An 18,945-nucleotide genomic window follows, 5' to 3' on the forward strand; every position below is an offset into this window, starting at 1 on the left:
CTGATCTAGTGGATCAAACCTATAAGGCTGAAGCACTTGTTATGCTGAAAAGAAAGCGGCTAGTCCGGTAGACGCCGCGTGTTGCTTGTAGGCGCGATAGGCGCTGCTGGCGCTGCCGATGAGGCAGGTGGCGCGTTGGTCCGCGCGGGTGCTGTCGGTGTGACTGACGGTGCTTCCACAGCGGAGACTACTGCCGAGGAGGCAGATGGTGCGTCCGTCCGAGCAGGTGCTGCCGGCGTGACCGACGGTGCTTCCACAGCGGAGACTACTGCTGAAGGGGCAGATGGCGCGTCCGTTGGGATTGTTGCAGCAGTTGCAGCAAACACAGCAGACGCTTCAGTGGATGAGGCATGGGCCGATGCTTGCTCGGGCTGGACAACTGCATGGACAGCAGCAGATGTAGTGGAAGAGCCAGGCTCCGCTACTTCTGGTGCAGCTGTACTCGGTTCGACAGCCGATTTGACTAATGAGGGAGCTGTGGTAACAAACGCCACAGCCGCTCTCTCGGAAGTAGCTCCTGCTTCGACAGCGTTTGACGAGGCTGCTTCACCTTGAGTCGAAACCTGCGGAGCAGGTTTGACCTGGGCGGCCGGCTTCGGCGCTTCTTCCGGCTCATCGTTCAACAAGGCGTGAGCGCCTTTTTTAAAATCCCTGATCGTGCGCCCAAGCACGCGGCCAATTTCGGGCAGCTTCTGAGGTCCAAATAGGACAAGAGCAACGACTGCTATTAATAAGAGCTCGGTGAAACCGATATTTTGAAACATGGACTTCATCTCCATTATTTGTTGCGACTCAACTAAACCGTATAACAAATTAGCAAACGCTAAAATCGGCAACGAAATCTCCTAGTGGGTGGTAACTGTGGTCAACACCTTCACTATAGTCGCCACACTTTTGCATTAGCTGCAAAAAGTGCAGTTATTAGGTTACTTTTCACCTCTAGGATCCACTTTACCTGCATTTTGTACATCAAAATCAGCTAAAAACAGCCAATATACCGCCAAAGCGCCAAAATAGATGTACATTTTGCAGCAAATTGCTAGATACGAAACAAATTCAACCAATTAACTGCACAAAATGCAGCTAATTGTTTGAATGTGCTCTAAAAAGCAAAATCAACTTTGTAAGCCATGCAACAAATCACACAATAAATTCAAACAAGCTTGACTTGCAGGATTTCATCGACTACCACTAGCACTGATAAAACCCACCGTACCCCATCTCCGTAATGTCGCTGCGTACGATGGTCTCGCCCGCGCAAATCCGCGGGAGCAGCACATCAAAGGACGTGTACGGGTCGTGCATCACGCAACCCGGCAAGCCCATGATCGGCACATCGCCCAGATAGGCGATCATCAGCATCGAGCCCGGCAGCATCGGCGTGCCGTAGCTGACCACGCGGGCGCCGGCCTGCTTGATCGCACCCGGTGTGCGATCGTCCGGGTCCACGGACATGCCGCCCGTGACCAAGACCAGATCCACGCCCAGCGCTAGCAGCGCGTGGATCTCACCAACAATCGCTTCGCTGTCGTCCGACACGAAGCGTTGGTCTACTACCTCGGAGCCGAGCTGCGCGAGCTTCTCCTTCACCACCGGGCCGAATTTATCCTTGATTCGGCCCTTGAAGACCTCGCTGCCCGTCGTAATAACGCCGACGCGCAGCTTGCGAAACGGCTTCACCTCAAGCAAGGTGAAGCCCTCCTCACGTCGAGCGGCAGCCAGGCGCTCGACCTCCGCAACCTTCGCTTCGTCCACAATCAGCGGGATCACCCGCGTGCCAACTAGCGAAGCGCCTGCCTGAACGACCGTGTTGCTGCGAATCGTCGACAACACGACCTCATCGATAGCGTTCACACTGTCGACGAACGCCTTATCGATCTTGACCAAGCCGTGAATCGCCGATTTCACGTTCACTTTGCCCTCATGCGGCTCCGTCAGCGTGAGCCCATCCCCAGCAATCGCCCGCGCCATGCGCAGCGCCGCTTCATCCTCATGCAGATAGCCAGGCTGCAGCTCCATCACGTAGATATGCTCTTTGCCGATGCTCAGAAGCGCAGGAATATCGGCCTCCGTCACCTGATGGCCTTTGCGAAACAAGCGCCCTTTGAACTCGCCAGGCAAAATCTGAGTCAGATCATGAGGCAATATCATGCCGATGGCATCTTCGACTTTAACCTCGCGCAACATGGATTCATGTTTCCTCATCCTTGGTCACCTTCTTGCTTGACCCCAATGCACTTCATAAGCGATAATTCAACACTCGCATCTTCACCTAACAAGGCTCTAGACTCGCTCACCCATGGTCACCTTCTTTGCCTGTCAGAATCCCCAGCGCATGCGGAAGCTGATCGATAATCGCCATCAGATTCTCCTGCACACCCTTCGGGCTGCCCGGCAAATTAATGATCAGCGTGCGCCCGCGAATGCCGGATACCGCTCTGGAAAGCATCGCTTTCCGCGTTTTTTGCATTGAAATCATCCGCATGGCTTCTGCAAAACCAGGTGCAACCCGGTCAATCACATTGAGCGTTGCTTCCGGTGTCACATCTCGGGGGGCTAGTCCCGTTCCGCCAGTCGTTAAAATCAAATCTGCCTGATAATAATCCGTCATTTCTATTAATGAAGCCATGATTTCATCCATCTCATCCGGAACGACCCGGTATTCGATGATCTCGCCTTGAATTTCCTCTTCAATCAGCTCGCGGATTACCTGAGCGCTAGTGTCTTCTCGTTCTCCTCGGTAACCGCGGTCACTGGCTGTCAAAATCGCAACTTTCCAGTGCATCCTTCGTCACCTCTCCCTTGTTAACTGAATGAGATAACCCCACTAACCTGAGTGATCGTCGACTTTCATTTCTATGAAAAAAACTGCTTTATCTGTCTAGTCGCGTCACTGTCAACTATCTTGTCTGTGAAAATCCCCGTTTTTGCCACCTGTTTTGAGGACAAGCAGCGTGGAGCTGATAATCATATCCTTCTCTACTGCTTTGCACATGTCGTAGACGGTTAACGCGGCGGCGGATACGGCAGTTAATGCCTCCATCTCAACGCCAGTTGGACCCGTCGTCCGGACAGTTGCTTCTATGTAAAGTTCATTGTTGCCATTATCAGCAAACTGAATATCAATGCCCGTCAGCGCAATCGGATGGCACATCGGAATCCAGTCTGACGTTTTTTTGGCGGCCATGATGCCAGCCACTTGCGCAACGGCGAGGACGTCGCCTTTTTTCATTTTACCCTGCTTAATTAAATCGAGCGTTTCGCTCTTCATGATTAAAGTGGAACGCGCAGTAGCCGTACGCTTCGTCTCTGTTTTGTCCGAAATGTCGACCATTCGTGCTCGTCCCTGCTCATTAAAATGGGTTAATGGGGAAGAATCGGGCAAAGCACTCACCTCTGTTTTAGGATTCTGATTTGAAGACCATTTTGCTCTCGGTAACGATCCCGTCAACTCGGAAATCATGCCAGGAAGAAGGAACCGCAGGAATCAATTGATTATCAAAAGCGGCCGCAACCGCAAATGGTCTCTTAAGCCCGCGCGCAGCAAATAGCTGCATGAAGCGATCATAAAAACCGCCTCCATAACCTAATCTACCGAAATCCAAATCAAAAGCAAGCCCTGGCACTAAGATCATAGATAAGGTGGACAAATCGTGCTCAATCGGCACCTCGCCGCGAGGTTCTCTGATGCCCCATGCCCCGCTTTCCACATCTTCATAGCTGCTTATGACATGCAAATTCATTGTCTTCGTATCTGCTACAACCTTCGGCACAAGCACACGAATTCCCTGCTGCCAACACCATTCCATCAGAGGGGCAACATCCGGCTCAGACCGAAAAGGCATATAACTCATGATCGTAGGCGGGGCGGACGGTTCATTCTGTCCATGCACAAGAAGCCTATCGCTGCATAGTTTTTTTAATCTTTCATTTATGCGCTGCTGCTTCTCTTCACGTTCTTCAGACATGATGGAGGAGCGCAGTTCTTCCATTTCTTTGCGTAATTCGATTTTCCGCTCTCGGATGTTCATACTAGCTTCAGCCCTTCCCTAACGAGGAGTGGTTTCCCCCATTTTAACATAAACAAGGAAAAAAACTATACTCGCACCGAAGACCCCAGACGAATGAGCGTTATTACGGGAAAATGGTCCGAGAATATCGTCGGAATCGCCCATGAAGATTCGACATTCTTCCTATTTGTAAAGATGTAATCGATCCTTTTTCCATCCACAAATGTCGATTTCACATCATCTCGTAATGGCACATTGGTGAGCTGTGTTGGTTCTATTTTGAACGGAAAAGAGTCTAATTCCATATTAAAATCCCCTGCGACAACAAGTGGGTCATCGTAGTTTGCTACCTTTTCTGAAATACGCGCAAGTTGAACGCTTCGATCCTCTTTGGAAAGACCCAAATGTGTGTCGGCTATTCGAACAGATTCAGAATTAACCTTGATTTTAACCTCTAACAGACTTCTAGTTTCCTTATTACCTGGAAGCAGCGTGTAGCTGCTATCCTCAATGGGATATCTGCTCAGAATCGCATTGCCATATTGCCCAGTCGTATAGGTTAAACTAGGTGCAAAACGCATATCCATCCCAAGAAGCTCGGCCAATTCCTTCGCTTGATCCACATACCCGCTGCGCCAGCGGTACCGATCCACTTCTTGCAAGGCGATGACGTCGGCTTTTTCATTTTGAATGAGATCAGCAATACGTTTTATATTTACTCTACCATCTAAACCTTCACCGTGGTGGATATTAAACGTCATTATCGTGAATGCTGCTGGGGAAGTGGTTGAACTAGACGCGGGAATTGCTGATATGGACTGCCTCCCACTGTCTAATGGGCTTGTTACGCCTTGACATAGAAATATCAACAGAAGCAGGGGCAAGAACGTAAAGCCTATATGCTTAGCATGCCTCAAAAGCACCATTTACCCATCCCCCACCCATTCTGATCTATGCAAAATTAAGCATACGATGCCGCCTCGCATGGTGTATACTAGTGAATTGATGGGATTTATAAGAGAGCGAAAAGGCGGGCAAGATCAGGTCCTTTCATTAATAAGCAGGAGGTAGCAGCAGATGCTATTACAGGTTTCTAACATTTCCAAAAGCTATGGGGTACGTTCCGTACTCTCCAATATAACGCTTCAGATCGAAAACAGGGAACGGATCGGTTTAGTTGGCGTGAATGGCGCCGGTAAATCGACACTGCTCCAAATTATTGCGGGCGAAATGTCCTATGACAGCGGCGACTTATTCAAAGCGAAGGAAACGAAAATCGGCTATTTGAAGCAAAACAGCGGACTGCAAACGGACAAGTCTATCTGGAACGAGCTGCTCAGCGTGTTTAGTTCCTTGCTCGAGACAGAGCGAGAACTTCGAGAGCTTGAAGCGTTAATGGCAGATCCTGAATTAATCTCGGACGAAAAAAAGTACGAAACTACGATGAATCGTTATGCTCAACGCTCCGAATGGTTTCGTGAACATGGCGGCTATGAAATTGAAGCGAAAATCCGCGGCATTTTGCACGGGATGGGCTTTGGACAGTTTCCTCCGGATACGTTAGTCAAAACGCTTAGCGGCGGTCAGAAAACAAGGCTTGCCCTTGCTAAAATGCTTCTCGAAGAACCCGATCTGCTCATGCTCGATGAGCCGACGAACCATTTGGACATTCCGACGCTAACATGGCTGGAGGGTTATCTGCGCGGCTATCCGGGCGCTATTTTGGTCGTGTCTCATGACCGTTTCTTCCTCGATGCTTTGGTGACTTCTATTTATGAAATTGAGCGAAATGCTTCCAAACGATATACTGGGAACTACTCTCGATTCATCGAGATTAAAGAAGCTAATTATGAGATCGAAATGAAGCAGTTCGAAAAGCAGCAGGATGAAATTGCGAAGCTGGAGGATTTTGTTCAGCGCAACATTGTCCGTGCTTCCACGACGAAGAGAGCGCAGAGCCGCCGCAAGCAGCTGGAAAAAATGGATCGACTCGATAAGCCGATGGGGGATTTGAAGCGGGCTTCGTTTTCTTTTGAAATCGAGCAGACCTCCGGCAAGGAAGTGCTGCAGGTTGATCGTTTGGCGCTTTCCTATGATGGAAAGAACCGATTGCTGGACGGCGTCTCCTTCCAGCTTCGTCGTTCGGAAACCGCTGCGCTCATTGGACCTAACGGTGTGGGTAAATCCACCTTGCTCAAAACATTAATTGGTCAGCACAAACAAGACGCAGGCACCTTCAAATGGGGCGCTGGCGTTACGATTGGCTATTACGATCAGGAACAAACGGGACTGACCCCGACCAACAACGTGCTTGAGGAAGTGTGGAACACGTACCCGCATCTGGAAGAAGCACGCATTCGCACGGTGCTCGGGAGCTTTCTTTTTAGCGGCGAAGATGTGTTCAAAAAGGTTGCTGCCTTAAGCGGCGGTGAAAAGGCCCGTGTAGCCTTAGCCAAGTTGATGCTGCAAAAAGCGAATGTTTTGATCCTAGATGAGCCTACCAACCATTTGGATTTGTATAGTAAAGAGGTTTTGGAATCGGCCTTGATGGATTACGAGGGTACTCTCCTCTTCATCTCCCATGACCGTTACTTCCTGAACAAAATGGCTGAGAGCATGCTCGATCTGCAGAAGGATGGGCTAACGAGCTATCTCGGCAACTACGACGATTACGTGGAGAAAAAGGCCGAGCTCGCCGAGATGGAAGCGAAGCGTCTGGCCAAAGAAGCGGAGAAGAAGGCCGCTGGAGGCAGCGGTTCGGCTGGGAAGAGTGAACCCGCGAGTACCGGTGGTTACGAAGCAGACAAGCTGGCGAAGCGCGAAGAACGCAGCCGCCAGCGTAAGCTGGAGCAGTTGGAGCTCGACATCGCTCGGCTGGAAGACGAAGTGTTGGCCTTGGAGGCGGAGCTTGCTGACCCAGCTGTGTACAACAACTATGTGCTCGTTCAAGAGAAGACCGCTGCGGTTGATGAGCGTAAGAGTTCGCTCGCTGCTTGTTATGAGGAGTGGGAGACGCTTCTCGCATAGAAAGATAGATATTTATCGGTTCATACAAACAGAGGCTGTCCTAAAAGTAGATTGTGAACTGATCTACTTGAGGGCAGCCCCTTTTCATCTATGAGACTTCTGGACGGCATCACTAGATTTTAGCGGAACGTAGGAGCCTTATTTTGCGCAAAACCGCGTATTTCACGTTTTCGCGGAACGAGGAGCTTCTATTTCGCGCTTTCGAGATGTAAAAACCGGAAAAACGCCAGATAGCGCACCGACGTTCCGCGTACCGGTCCGGAATCGGCATAATCACCGAAATAGCGGCTCCTCGTTCCCTATGATCCGCAGATTAGCAGCTTATATGTCCGAAGTCACTCCACAAAGCTGAATTCGACCAGCTGTTTATCAGTATTTGAATAGAATACTATTTTACCTGCCTCGCACCAAACTTTTCTGCTATACACTCCGATAACGGAGCACGTCATATGGTTACGGTGGGTCAAACAATTAATGTTCACCTACCAGTGAACCTATTCTTGATTATTGATTATCTACCTGCCTTCACACTCAACTTTACCAATAATCAGCTTCAAAAAACACCGGCAGACATCAAAAAAAGGAGTTAAGCCTATTTAAACTGCTTAACTCCTTTTTTAATGGTACTTTTGGGACAGCATGCAGCACTTCACTTCAGTCAGACATGGTTCAGAAACGGTTTATTGGGCAAAAAGTAGCTTGTTCGGATATGCCGAATCGTTTTTGTTTTTGCCCGCATGCTAGTCGAACACAGCCCTCATTGCCGAAGTAGCAGCCCCGTCTGCGCTATTCTTATCGCCTCTCCCCATCCATCTGGAAGCTGCCAATGCGGCAAGTTCCGTGACACGATTTCTAATGCAAGTTCTCTTTCGATATGGAATTCCTCTCTTACACAACCAAACTAAGCAGCAAAACAATGCCAAAAGCAACGAATGACAAGATGGTTTCCATAGCGGTCCACGTTTTTAGCGTCTGGGCCACCGACATATTAAAGAACTCTTTAATCAACCAGAACCCGGAGTCATTCACATGAGAAAGCATGATAGAACCTGCTCCTACTGCAAGCACTAACAGTTCTGGGCTTGTACCGGGAATTGTAGCAGCAAGCGGGGCAACGATACCTGCTGATGTTGTCATAGCGACAGTAGCAGATCCAACCGCAGCTCGGATAATGCCGGCGATGACAAAGGCTAATACAAGAGGCGAGATATGTGCGCCTGTAGCCAGTTTAGCAATCGCTTCACTCACTCCGCTTGAAGTCAATATTTTATTGAAGCCGCCGCCTGCGCCAATAATCAAAATAATAGAAGCGACAGGTCCCAGACTCTCATTCGTAAACTTTAAAAGATCGTTTTTATCATAGCCGCGGGCAAAGCCAAATGAATAAAAAGCAAATACCAGTGAAATCAGGAGTGCTACGACCGGACTTCCAATAAAATCAACAACGATGCGTAATCCACTAGTAGCAGGAAGCGTAACATCCACGAGAGTAGCAAGCAGCATCAAAATAACTGGAAGTAAAATAGTAAGCAGCGTAATGCCAAAACCAGGCAGCTCCTTTTGCTGAGCCTTCGTGAATTGCTCAACCAGTTCACCCGTTGGTTCTACAATAACTTTCTTGGCAATGTAAGAGCCATAGATCGGGCCCGCTACCGCAGCAGCAGGGATAGCTACTAAAATAGATAACAGGATCGTCTTACCCAAATCTGCGTGAAAAATACCAACTGCTAGCATTGCAGCAGGGTGCGGCGGAACAAGACTGTGAACAACGGCAAGACCGGCAACTAAAGAAAGACCGATTTTGACTAGCGAAGTGCCGGTATGCTTGGCAATCACGAATACAAGCGGAATCAACAAGACAACCCCAACCTGGAAAAATACAGGAATTCCGCAAATGACAGCCACTACCATCATCGCCCAGTGGACATTCTTCTCGCCAAAAGCACGTATAAGCGTTCGGGCGATACGTTCAGCTCCTCCTGACTCGGCCATCATTTTCCCGAGCATCGTTCCGAGTCCGATCACGATGGCAATAAAACCAAGCGTACTAGCTACCCCGTCTTGAAAGGACTTAACAATATCGGGCAGCTTCATTCCCGAAATCAATCCCATAAACAACGCAGCGACAATCAGTGCGATAAATGGGTTTGTTTTAAACTTTGCAATCAATACAATTAAACCTACAATGGAAATCAAAGCAAATAGCAATAAACTTATGTCATGGCTTAATCCAAATATAGAAACCATTCTTTTTGCCCCCTTTTTAGTTGTAAGCGATTAGCAATTGAAGCATCTTAGTAAGCAAATAATTTGACGAATTTAGTCATCACAGGCTCCATTGAAGCTTGCATATCTGACATTATGGAAGAAAGATGTGGCATTGATTTGTTATCGGACTGATTTTGCAAATAGCTTACTGCTGCCATCGACACTTCCGTGTTGACATTAATTTTGCATATGCCGCGTTTAATCGTTTGCCTAATTATTTCATCAGGTGTTCCAGATCCCCCATGAAGAACAAGCGGAATATCAACAACATCACGTATTTTCTCCAAAAGCGGAAGGTTAATATTGGGCTCACCTTGATACATACCGTGTACTGTGCCAATCGCGGCTGCCAAGAAATCTACCCCTGTTGCTGCGACGAATTCTTTCGCGGATTGCGGATCTGTCAGAGTTCCATCCCCTTCTTCTTCGTCTGAAAAAGCGCCTCTTGCTAAAGATCCAATCTCAGCCTCCACCGATACGCCTGCCTGATGAGCAAGGTCTACGATTTCTTTTGTCCGTAAAATATTCTCATTAAGCTCGAATTTGGAGCCGTCATACATCACCGATGTAAAACCATTCTCAATCGCCCGGATGATAGATTCCTTCTCATAAGCGTGATCTAAATGAAGCGAAACAGGTACGCTAGCTTTGGAAGCTAATGCTCGAACCATCGCAGCAAATCCTTCCACATCTACCGTTGGAAAGTAGCGTTCTCCCAAGGCGATAATGACTGGCTGACGTTCATGTTCAGCTACCCGTACAGCCGCTTGAACGGTTTCTAGATTGAATACATTAAAAGCAGCCACAGCATAACTTTTTCTTTGAGCTTCTTTTAATACATCTTTGGTATTCACAAGCATCTTTATAAGCCCCTTCAATTTCAGTATGGTTGAACTAGCCTTCGATTTTTAAAACTGTCTCAAGCAGCGTTGTATCGCTTCCTACGTTACCCGGAAATACGATATACGGAATGCCTGAGAATTTAGCCTCTTCACCTGTGAGCCAAACTGGAATACCCGCTGCAGCCTGACCAATGACTCTCGCTTTGCGAATGCCAAGTCCTTTGGTGGCAACATCGCTTGAGGTGATTCCTCCTTTTGCAATGATGAATTTAGGTACAATATCCAAGGAGCTCACAATTTTAACCAGTGATTCCGATACGGTTTGGCTGATGTTTAAATTTCCATCGGAGGTTTGGACGGCAACTAGTTTGCGGCTGCTGAATACAACCACATTTTGTCCTCTGGCAATATGTTCATTTACTTGGTTAATAAGCCGCTTCGATTCCTCAGCCTTTTCAGCTGGATTCAAAATTTTATTGACATCCATTTCCAAGGAAATTATGTTAGTGCCTGCAAGCAATTGTTCCAATTGGCGTGTCGTCTTTTGGACATGAGAGCCGACCACCACAAGCCCTCCGTGTGATTCTTGTCCTTTGGCCACTAGCTTTTCTTTCGGCAAAATATCTTGATCTGCGATGCCCCCGTATGATTTTACAAAAGAGGCTGCCGTACGAAAAATATACTTCTTGCCTTTGTTCTCAGCTTGCAATAGCGCGAAGGATAGGACATCCAGATCTGCGTAGGATAAGCAATCCACAATAACCGGAACATTCCCCTTAACCTGTAGCAGCATTTCTTCCACTGCATCCGGCCCGCGGCGCACCTGTTCAAGCGTAATCACAACGCAATCTTCAGGCTTAATTCGTCCATCCGTTTTTTCTGCAACCCACTGCGTTAAATCACTATGCTCATAGCCAAAGACCTTATCTCTGGCAAACTCCGTCTCGTGAACAGGAAGCAGCGCGTCGCCTTCTTTGAGGTAGTGGGTACCATGATAAGTCATACGGCCTGCTTCAAAAAAAGCCGGGATAATCAAATGCCCATCATATTCAAGCCCTGTCATTCGGCGAATCTCATCCGTTAGCGTATCGGTTTCCAATGGATAATACCCGCGCAAAGTAGAATCGCCTCTGCTGACGAAGACGAAGTTGATTCCTGTTTCACTTGCTACTGCCTGTACGTTTTGGGCAATTTCACGATTGATCCGTTCCGCTTCGGCCGCTTGATAAGCGCGTGTGTTGGTTAAAATATAGAAAACTTTTTCCGGATTATTAAAAGCTTCGCGCAATAATTCCTTGTCCCACTGAGTCAATACGTCGATGTCGTGTACGGTTTGTACACCTGTCGGATCATCGTCCAGCACAATGATCTTCTTGTTGCGGGATTGATTGATTTGATTGATTTGCCCACGAAGATCGCTGCCTCTCCATTCTGGGGGCAATTGCGATTCGAGGAATGAGACACTTACTGTGCTTGTACTCATTTGTTACACCCTCCTTACTTCAACTTGTGCAAGTTTTTCATAGTACTGAACAATTCCGCCATGATCATGACTGGCTTTGCCATCGACTTTCAGCGCGTGGAAAATTTCAAGAAGCTGGCTGGATAGCGGCAGGGGAACACCGATTGCGTGCGCTGTTTCCATGACATTGGTAATATCCTTAAGGTTAATATCAATTCTTCCTCCGGCAACGAAATTTCTATCGAGGATTAATGGAACTTTTGCATCCAGTACAGCGCTTCCAGCAAGCCCGCCTCTGATCGCCTGATACATTTTATCGATATCAATTCCGGCTTTAGCAGCCAAAACAAGCGCTTCCGACATAGCCGCAATATTGAGATTAACGATAATTTGATTGGCTAATTTAGCCGTAGAGCCACATCCGTTTCCACCTACTAAGGTAACAGCGCTTCCCATGCTGAAAAGCATATCTTTCACACTTTCATAAACTTCTTCCTTACCGCCTACCATAATGGCCAAGGTGCCATCTACAGCTTTGGGTTCCCCTCCGCTTACAGGGGCATCTAACATTTCAATCCCTTGTTTAGCTAGCTCACTAGCAATTTCATTGGAAACTACAGGTGAGATGGAACTCATATCAATCACTACTGTACCTTCTTTTGCACTTTTATATATCCCGTTTTCTCCAAAAATAACACCTTTAACAATGTTCGCATTCGGAAGCATGGTGATAATAACTTCACTATTCTCCGCTACCTCTTGGGGAGATGCAGCAGCAAGGCCACCTGACTTAACTACTTGCTCCACAGCCTCTTTATTTAAATCGGTTACGGTTACATCATATCCGGCTTTCAAAAGATTGATAGCCATTGGTTTCCCCATGATACCTAAGCCTATAAACCCAATTTTTTTACTCATTTCTATTCCTCCTATTGATTGCGCTTTCACATGTCAGCTGAATACCCTCTAGCTTCTCATGAATGTTTTGGCAAACATGTGTTTATGATAAAAATCAAAGCTTGAACTCATTAGCAGAATGCAACGGTTAACCTATTATGCCACACCGAAATGTATTCAATTCAACTTGTTTTTGTATACAATTTAATCAATTTCGGATACGATTATCTTAATATTAATTTTATTAAAGCGCTAGTCTATACTTTCATAAAAAAAAGAAGTATAATTATCATTTTAGTTTAGATTTCGGACCTTCGAAGAGGTGGACAATTTGGCCAAGAACAATGAAAAATCTCGTCCCGCTTACAACCAGTCCTATGAAATTATTCGTGATATGATCTTACAAGGCGAAATTCCTCGCGGATCCAAAATTGTTGAGGAAAAGCTTGCTTCTGAATTAGGAGTTAGCCGAACCCCGATTCGTGAATCCATACGTAAATTGGAGCAAGAAGGACTTATAGCAAATAAAATGGTCATTAATCCTTCTGAGAAGGATTTGAGAAATACGTTTCAAGTACGTATGCTGTTAGAAGGATCCGCTGCTCGAAGTGCCGCGACTTATCTTCCCGAAAGCGAGTTACAGTCTCTTCTTGAGTGTGTGAGAATTGGCCGAACAGGGGCTGTGGAAGACATTATGAAGGCCAACGAGAAATTTCACGAGATCATCGTACAGTCAAGTAACAATCCGTTCATGATCGATATCATCGATCGTATGCAGTCCATCATCTATCTTTTTCGTCGTACCGTTGTCTACTACAACCGGCCCTTCTTAATTGATGAACATGAGAATATCTATGAGGCCATTAAAGCAAGAGATGGCGACCAAGCAGAAGCTTTGATGAAACAACATTTACAAGCGGATTTAGATTTTTGTTTGCATTTAATTTGCTAGTCAATCATCAAGGATAAACGACTCCGTCGTCCTTTAGGAACGAGCGCGTTTGTCAAGGTAGATGCGAAGCAAAAGTATAAAACTTATACTTTCTGCCCTGAAAATTAAAAATTTTCATTCATCAATGGTGCCGCAACGCGGCATAGAAGTCTTATCTACTGTAAAAGACCTGAGGCTCTGCCTCAGCTTTTTTGTCTATAACCATACTGACACCGCAAAGCGCCGCTTGTCCACCAATGCCAATCCCCTTTCTGCTCTGCTCTACTCTGTGCTAACTTCGACTTCTTTTTTTCCGAGCAATATTGTTAAATAAGAGTCTCTGGAGACTCTTATTGCCCATCATTAGCCACTTTTTGTTGAAATAGAAGCTTCTGGGGGCTCTTATTTCCACGGAATGCTCCGTATGCGCTGTGTTCGGCATCAAATAAGAGTCTCTGGAGACTCTTATTGCCCATCATTAGCCAGTTTTTGTTGAAATAGAAGCCTCAGGAGGCTCTTATTTCCACGGAATGCTACGTATGCGCTGTGTTCGGCATCAAATAAGAGTCTCTGGAGACTCTTATTGCCCATCATTAGCCAGTTTTTGTTGAAATAGAAGCTTCTGGAGGCTCTTATTTCCAAATGTGTGAGCCTTACTCCAGCCGATCCAATGGGATTTTCCATGAAGACGTTAAGAAGCTTCCAGCTCCCCCAATCGCAGGAGCTGCATCGGTACGGCGACGAAAATGATCAACGTCGCAGCTGCAACAATGCCGGAGTCGTTAAGCAGCAGCGCTGCGATGGCTCCGATCATATTGGCTGAGAACCCGTACATCCAATACGGGTATTTGTTCTGCCACAAGCGAAGACGACCGCGGGGACGGAGCACAAGGACAGCCATCACGATGAGGCTGGTGATGAGCACTTTGCTCCACACGGATGCACGAAGCAAGTGCACGTTCATCCGCAGCTTGCGCTCGATCAGCTGTCCGATCTGATCGAAGTGCCCGGCGTGCAGCGCGTGAAACGCACGCCCGACATGGCTCTCCCGCGCGAATGCCGCGGGAGAATCGGCGCTGTTGAGCAGCCACAGCGCCCCAAGTCCCAGCGCGAGCAGCGCCGACAGCAGGGCTGCGCCCCTGCCTAGGCGCAGCTCGCGCCAGCTTTCGCCGGCGAAGCAATGCGCGCCGGCTACGCCGAAGGCGACCGCGGCGCTCAAGGCGCCGCCCGCGTTCGCGCCGAGTGACGGTGCTGCCAAGCAGGCCGTCACGAGCAAGAATGCCCCGCATGCGAGCAGCGCGGGCTGCATTTTCCAATGACGGCGCTGCAAAGCCGCCGTCACACCAAGAACGAGGGCGCCGATCAAAACGCCCATGTACTCATTCCCGATGCCGTAGTAGCGGGCGCCGATCATCGGATCATAACCCAGAATGGAATACTTCATGGCATGGGCCCCTGTACTGCCATCCAACGTTATGATCAACGCGTTTCCAAGACCAAGCCAGATCATGGCTGTGGATAGGCGGCATTTTTCCATAACAGCTGAGATGAGCAGTGTGCACACAATAAAAATGGCAATCAGCACCCGCATCGTGCCTTCAATCCCTAATTTTGTTGTCAGAGGAACAACCAACCAGCCCATCAACAGCATAACGGCAGGCGCCGTGGGCAACGAGAAAAGCAGCGTACGGACACTCCTGCGCCAAGGTAATGGCCTCCCTTCAAGATATTCAGGTTCTGCCTGTCTTTTTTTAATCCACAGACCATACATCAAACTCAAGAGCAATACGAGCATTTCATAAGTAACAAATGGATATAGCAGCAGCGGCCTACTGCGGTAAATCATCTGCATGCTGCTCTGTTCCCTGACAAGCCCAGCAAGAACATCATTTTCCCCCATATAGGATAAAGGAATGCCCATCAGCCCACTCGGCACCGGGATATTGAACTCTTTTAGCAGCGAACTTGTGAAATCTTGCGCCGTAACAACACCTTGCCTGCGAGTAGATTCCGAAACTAATATTGCTCCTCTGCTGTCAGCCGTGTAATGAATGATAGGTGATAGATAGGCTTTGGCTCTTGCCGCCTCACTATTCACTTCCGGAGAGAAAATCCACAAGCTTTCCTCTTCCGTCATTCCTGCCACCACTTGCCCTAAGCATTGATCCATTTCCCTCAATATTTGTCCTTTCAACTGCGTGAAACGATCCTCGTTGTAATGCTCTTTATCCATGTAAAGTCTGTACAAATCACCTAATTCGATTAGTGTAAGGCTGGGCAGCTTTTTTTTTTCCCACAAAGAAAGCAGTTGTGCATAATGGGTACTAACACCGTATGGTCTATCCACAACCACAGTTAAGATATCATCTCCGAGTGCACCTTTATCCACAAAGCCATTAGAATCCATCAGCATGAGCGGACTGTAGCGCCGCAATTTCTTTTCTTCAATGCCTGATCTCTTCCCTAAATCACTGCTTCCCAGCACGGAACGATATACACCGTTCTCCTTCAACAATTCCCCTAGAGTGCCTGGTTCATAAGCTTGGTTCTCATTAGCCCGCTGCAGCAATGTGATGTCAGCCACCAGTACGGCGTCAGCTTCAACCGGCTTTTCTTCCTGGCAGCAGCCTGTGTAACGATTCATAAGTTCAGAAAAGCGAATACCTTGCCTTGTTTCTTTTGCAGCAAAAGCCTGCACTTCTGGGATTCCTACGGAAGGTGCTCCTGCTCCCAACGAGACATACACATCTCTCATCGTTCGGCTCGATGTGCGAATGTTCATAGCTCCAACTGCACTTATCTCCGTCAGGCGCCGTAAATGGGGCAGCTCCATAAGTTGATCGGGCCGAAGCTCCATGAACGATAAACCCGGTATTGAAACCACCGTTACTTGCTTGGAATTTACTTCGTTGTGGATGGATGGGTCGATACCAGCTGCTATTCCCTCCGCACTTGTGGACAACTCTAACAATAAAGTCAAGATACCCACAAAAATGCCTGCTATTTTTAATTTCAAGTGTATTCACCCACTGTTTTTGCTTTTAGCATTTTCATCCAAGTGAAAAGCTATCCACTGCCGGATTGTTCCGATAATTTAAAGTGAGATGATTTTATGCCCAATAACTTATCCACATCGTTATCCACAAAAAAAGAGAGGCAAATTCCGCCTCCCCCTGCGCTATTCCTTCGTTTTCCACAATCTTATCCACATTGTCCACAAAAAGTTGTGAAAAAGTTATTCTTCTCCGTATTCTTTTAAAACCGTTGGTAACCGTGGGTTTGCACTAGTTATGCACATTGTACACAGGGTATGTGAATAACTTTGCACACAAGCTGTGTATATATCTAAGTTTTCTTACAATTTGATATTGTTTAGTCGTTTATCACGCCGTCGTGGCTTCGGTTGGAGCCGATACGCTATTCTGCATACGAATAGCTTGGTTACAGGCTGAGATAAAAGCCTTCGCTACAGCAACAAGTACATCCTGATCAATGCCTGTGTTTTTGTAAGTTTGGCCACCCACTGAGATGGTGACTTCCGCTTCTCCTGTTGCTTTTTCACCTGTGGATAACGAATGAAGCTCCAAATCGGAGAAATCCACAGCCATCGGAATCGCTTGTCGAAGGCACTGCACGATTGCTTCAATCGGTCCTTCACCAGTCCCTGAGTACACATTTTCAACACCAGTTTGATTGTTCTTTACCGACACGGAGGCGACTCGATTGCGATCACTGCTAGAAACAACTTGCATATGTGTCAGTGTAAATGGCTCCATTTGCCCATCAACGGTTGAGCCTACAAGCTCCATAAGCTGGTCGTCAGTCACCATTTTCTGGTCATCTGCTTTTTCTTTGAATCTGGTATAAAGTGTATCCAGTTCTTCTCCTGTAAGCTCGATGCCAAATTGCCCGACGCGATGCTTCAGTGCATGTCGTCCTGAGTGCTTGCCAAGGATGATCATGGACCGTGGAATGCCCAGCTTTTCCGGATCCATAATTTCGTACGTGTTACGATTTTTTAGCAGCCCGTCTTGATGGATACCTGCTTCATGCTGGAAGGCATTGCGGCCGACAATCGGCTTATTGTATGCAATCGGAAAGCCCATGATGCGGCTGACCATTTTGGATGTGTTGAAAATTTCACTGGATACGATCCCTGTTTCCACGCCCATGGTCATCTTACGCGTCTCAATGGCCATAACGAGCTCTTCGAGAGAACAGTTGCCTGCGCGTTCCCCTACACCATTAACGGTTACTTCCACATGAGTGACTCCTGCAGCAATAGCCGCTAGGCTATTCGCGACAGCAAGACCCAAATCATTATGGCAATGTGCGCTGTACTCCACGGTATCGCCGCCCCTTACACTTTGGCGCACTCTTCGGAACATAGCTCCGTATTCTTCCGGCAGCGCGTAACCTACTGTATCAGGGATGTTCAGTATCGTTGCTCCCTCAGCAATGACCGCTTCTAGTACTTCAAACAGGAATTCGTCCCCTGTTCGCGTTGCGTCCATTGGCGAGAATTCAATCCGATCAACGAATTGCTTCGTATAGGCGACCATGGAGCGAGCCATCTCTACCACCTGCTGACGGGATTTGCGCAGTTGGAAATCCAGGTGTATATCCGACGAGGACAGGAACATGTGAATGCGTCTTGAAGCAGCGTCCTGTGTGGCTTTCACCGCGGAGTCAATATCCGCTTTCACAGCACGGGCGAAGCCGCAAATCTCTATGTTCTGCAGTTCACGTGAAATTTGCTGCACCGCCTGAAAATCGCCAGGGCTTGATATCGGGAAGCCCGGCTCGATGGTATCCACACCCATTTTCGCGAGCTGCCTTGCGATCCGAATCTTCTCTTCCGGATACAGTGAGGCTCCTGGCGCCTGTTCGCCATCTCTTAGTGTCGTGTCAAAAATACGAATGCGTCGATTTGTGTTTGTGTTGTTGATTTCCATGGTTAAATTCCTCCTCAAGGTTGGGTCAGACCTGCTGGCAATGATCTTTTTATGGTTTGAAAATGAAAATGAATCGTGCTACGACTGACTTATGTGTCTTCGCGTTACTTTAGTGCTGTTTTTTATCGCTTACGTAGGTAGCTTGAGCTTTTCTGATACTTTAGTGATGGTTTTCATACTTAAACCAGGTGATTTGAGGCAGATTCCTTATTGGATTCCCCGTTAGTGATGTTTTTCATCACTACAGCTCCTGATGGGGCGGGGGGTGTGACTGTAGCGATGTTTTTCATTCTTACAGAAGCTACTTTTGAGCGAAAAGTCTCTGTAGTGATGTTTTTCATTCTTACAGAAGCTACTGTTGAGCGGGCTGTGACTGTAGCGATGTTTTCCATTCTTACAGAAGCTACTGTTGAACGGAAAGTCTCTGTAGTGATGTTTTTCATTCTTACAGAAGCTACTGTAGAGCGGAAAGTGACTGTAGCGATGTTTTTCATTCTTACAGAAGCTACTGTAAAGTGACTGTAGAAATGTCTTTCATCGTTACAGAAGCTCA

General features: G+C 47.5%; 15 protein-coding genes and 1 pseudogene. 3 read left to right on the top strand and 13 right to left on the bottom strand.

The window, feature by feature from the left end:
- Nucleotides 1-59: 59 nt before the first annotated feature.
- From AC58U0_RS00875 to AC58U0_RS00900, 6 genes are all read right to left on the bottom strand, one after another.
- On the bottom strand, nucleotides 60-764 hold the full coding sequence (locus tag AC58U0_RS00875; protein WP_497377118.1) for a twin-arginine translocase TatA/TatE family subunit: 705 nt from the start codon (nucleotides 762-764) through the stop codon (nucleotides 60-62).
- A gap of 427 nt (nucleotides 765-1,191) precedes the next feature.
- A complete protein-coding gene (locus AC58U0_RS00880) occupies nucleotides 1,192-2,205 on the bottom strand; it encodes a molybdopterin-binding protein (protein WP_497377119.1) in 1,014 nt (337 codons plus the stop codon).
- An 88-nt stretch (nucleotides 2,206-2,293) separates the two neighbouring features.
- A complete protein-coding gene (locus AC58U0_RS00885; protein WP_029197035.1) occupies nucleotides 2,294-2,785 on the bottom strand; it encodes a MogA/MoaB family molybdenum cofactor biosynthesis protein in 492 nt (163 codons plus the stop codon).
- 111 nt (nucleotides 2,786-2,896) lie between these two features.
- Nucleotides 2,897-3,385 (bottom strand): cyclic pyranopterin monophosphate synthase MoaC, encoded by a 489-nt coding sequence (moaC, locus tag AC58U0_RS00890; protein WP_261306573.1) that lies wholly within the window; start codon nucleotides 3,383-3,385, stop codon nucleotides 2,897-2,899.
- 16 nt (nucleotides 3,386-3,401) lie between these two features.
- Nucleotides 3,402-4,031, bottom strand: a complete 630-nt coding sequence (locus AC58U0_RS00895) for a 5-formyltetrahydrofolate cyclo-ligase (RefSeq protein ID WP_497377120.1) — start codon at nucleotides 4,029-4,031, stop codon at nucleotides 3,402-3,404.
- 65 nt (nucleotides 4,032-4,096) lie between these two features.
- Nucleotides 4,097-4,771, bottom strand: coding sequence for an endonuclease/exonuclease/phosphatase family protein (locus tag AC58U0_RS00900; protein ID WP_497377121.1), 675 nt, complete (start codon nucleotides 4,769-4,771; stop codon nucleotides 4,097-4,099).
- 316 nt (nucleotides 4,772-5,087) lie between these two features.
- Here AC58U0_RS00900 and AC58U0_RS00905 point away from each other — a divergent pair, with 316 nt between their 5' ends.
- Complete coding sequence (locus tag AC58U0_RS00905; RefSeq protein ID WP_497377122.1) at nucleotides 5,088-7,037, top strand: ABC transporter ATP-binding protein; 1,950 nt, start codon at nucleotides 5,088-5,090, stop codon at nucleotides 7,035-7,037.
- 743 nt (nucleotides 7,038-7,780) lie between these two features.
- Here the strand turns inward: AC58U0_RS00905 and AC58U0_RS00910 are convergent.
- The 5 genes and pseudogenes from AC58U0_RS00910 to garR all read right to left on the bottom strand — a co-directional run.
- Nucleotides 7,781-7,911: pseudogene (locus AC58U0_RS00910) on the bottom strand (fructose-bisphosphatase class II); the annotation flags it as partial.
- Nucleotides 7,912-7,925: 14 nt separating this feature from the next.
- Nucleotides 7,926-9,284, bottom strand: coding sequence for a GntP family permease (locus AC58U0_RS00915; RefSeq protein WP_497377123.1), 1,359 nt, complete (start codon nucleotides 9,282-9,284; stop codon nucleotides 7,926-7,928).
- A 47-nt stretch (nucleotides 9,285-9,331) separates the two neighbouring features.
- Nucleotides 9,332-10,165: a class II fructose-bisphosphate aldolase gene (locus AC58U0_RS00920; RefSeq protein WP_497377124.1), complete on the bottom strand. Its 834-nt coding sequence runs from the start codon at nucleotides 10,163-10,165 to the stop codon at nucleotides 9,332-9,334.
- 34 nt (nucleotides 10,166-10,199) lie between these two features.
- On the bottom strand, nucleotides 10,200-11,630 hold the full coding sequence (locus AC58U0_RS00925; RefSeq protein ID WP_497377125.1) for a four-carbon acid sugar kinase family protein: 1,431 nt from the start codon (nucleotides 11,628-11,630) through the stop codon (nucleotides 10,200-10,202).
- A gap of 3 nt (nucleotides 11,631-11,633) precedes the next feature.
- Entirely contained in the window at nucleotides 11,634-12,527 is an 894-nt protein-coding gene (garR, locus tag AC58U0_RS00930; RefSeq protein WP_497377126.1) for a 2-hydroxy-3-oxopropionate reductase, read from the bottom strand.
- Nucleotides 12,528-12,837: 310 nt separating this feature from the next.
- Here garR and AC58U0_RS00935 point away from each other — a divergent pair, with 310 nt between their 5' ends.
- Complete coding sequence (locus tag AC58U0_RS00935; protein ID WP_497377127.1) at nucleotides 12,838-13,458, top strand: GntR family transcriptional regulator; 621 nt, start codon at nucleotides 12,838-12,840, stop codon at nucleotides 13,456-13,458.
- 670 nt (nucleotides 13,459-14,128) lie between these two features.
- Here AC58U0_RS00935 and AC58U0_RS00940 read toward each other — a convergent pair.
- Nucleotides 14,129-16,453: a hypothetical protein gene (locus tag AC58U0_RS00940; protein ID WP_497377128.1), complete on the bottom strand. Its 2,325-nt coding sequence runs from the start codon at nucleotides 16,451-16,453 to the stop codon at nucleotides 14,129-14,131.
- A 367-nt stretch (nucleotides 16,454-16,820) separates the two neighbouring features.
- Nucleotides 16,821-18,392 (bottom strand): 2-isopropylmalate synthase, encoded by a 1,572-nt coding sequence (locus tag AC58U0_RS00945; protein WP_497377129.1) that lies wholly within the window; start codon nucleotides 18,390-18,392, stop codon nucleotides 16,821-16,823.
- A gap of 210 nt (nucleotides 18,393-18,602) precedes the next feature.
- On the opposite strand from AC58U0_RS00945, the gene AC58U0_RS00950 reads away from it, so the two are divergent.
- Nucleotides 18,603-18,911 (top strand): hypothetical protein, encoded by a 309-nt coding sequence (locus tag AC58U0_RS00950; protein WP_497377130.1) that lies wholly within the window; start codon nucleotides 18,603-18,605, stop codon nucleotides 18,909-18,911.
- Nucleotides 18,912-18,945: the final 34 nt, after the last annotated feature.

This window comes from Paenibacillus sp. J31P190 (assembly GCF_059692075.1).

Coding starts and splice junctions, on each gene's coding strand:
- AC58U0_RS00885 (WP_029197035.1), bottom strand. CDS start 2,785: ATGCACTGGAAAGTTGCGATTTTGACAGCCAGTGACCGCGGTTACCGA.
- AC58U0_RS00915 (WP_497377123.1), bottom strand. CDS start 9,284: ATGGTTTCTATATTTGGATTAAGCCATGACATAAGTTTATTGCTATTT.
- AC58U0_RS00920 (WP_497377124.1), bottom strand. CDS start 10,165: ATGCTTGTGAATACCAAAGATGTATTAAAAGAAGCTCAAAGAAAAAGT.
- AC58U0_RS00905 (WP_497377122.1), top strand. CDS start 5,088: ATGCTATTACAGGTTTCTAACATTTCCAAAAGCTATGGGGTACGTTCC.
- AC58U0_RS00875 (WP_497377118.1), bottom strand. CDS start 764: ATGTTTCAAAATATCGGTTTCACCGAGCTCTTATTAATAGCAGTCGTT.
- AC58U0_RS00925 (WP_497377125.1), bottom strand. CDS start 11,630: ATGAGTACAAGCACAGTAAGTGTCTCATTCCTCGAATCGCAATTGCCC.
- AC58U0_RS00945 (WP_497377129.1), bottom strand. CDS start 18,392: ATGGAAATCAACAACACAAACACAAATCGACGCATTCGTATTTTTGAC.
- AC58U0_RS00880 (WP_497377119.1), bottom strand. CDS start 2,205: ATGAGGAAACATGAATCCATGTTGCGCGAGGTTAAAGTCGAAGATGCC.
- garR (WP_497377126.1), bottom strand. CDS start 12,527: ATGAGTAAAAAAATTGGGTTTATAGGCTTAGGTATCATGGGGAAACCA.
- AC58U0_RS00900 (WP_497377121.1), bottom strand. CDS start 4,771: ATGACGTTTAATATCCACCACGGTGAAGGTTTAGATGGTAGAGTAAAT.
- AC58U0_RS00895 (WP_497377120.1), bottom strand. CDS start 4,031: ATGAACATCCGAGAGCGGAAAATCGAATTACGCAAAGAAATGGAAGAA.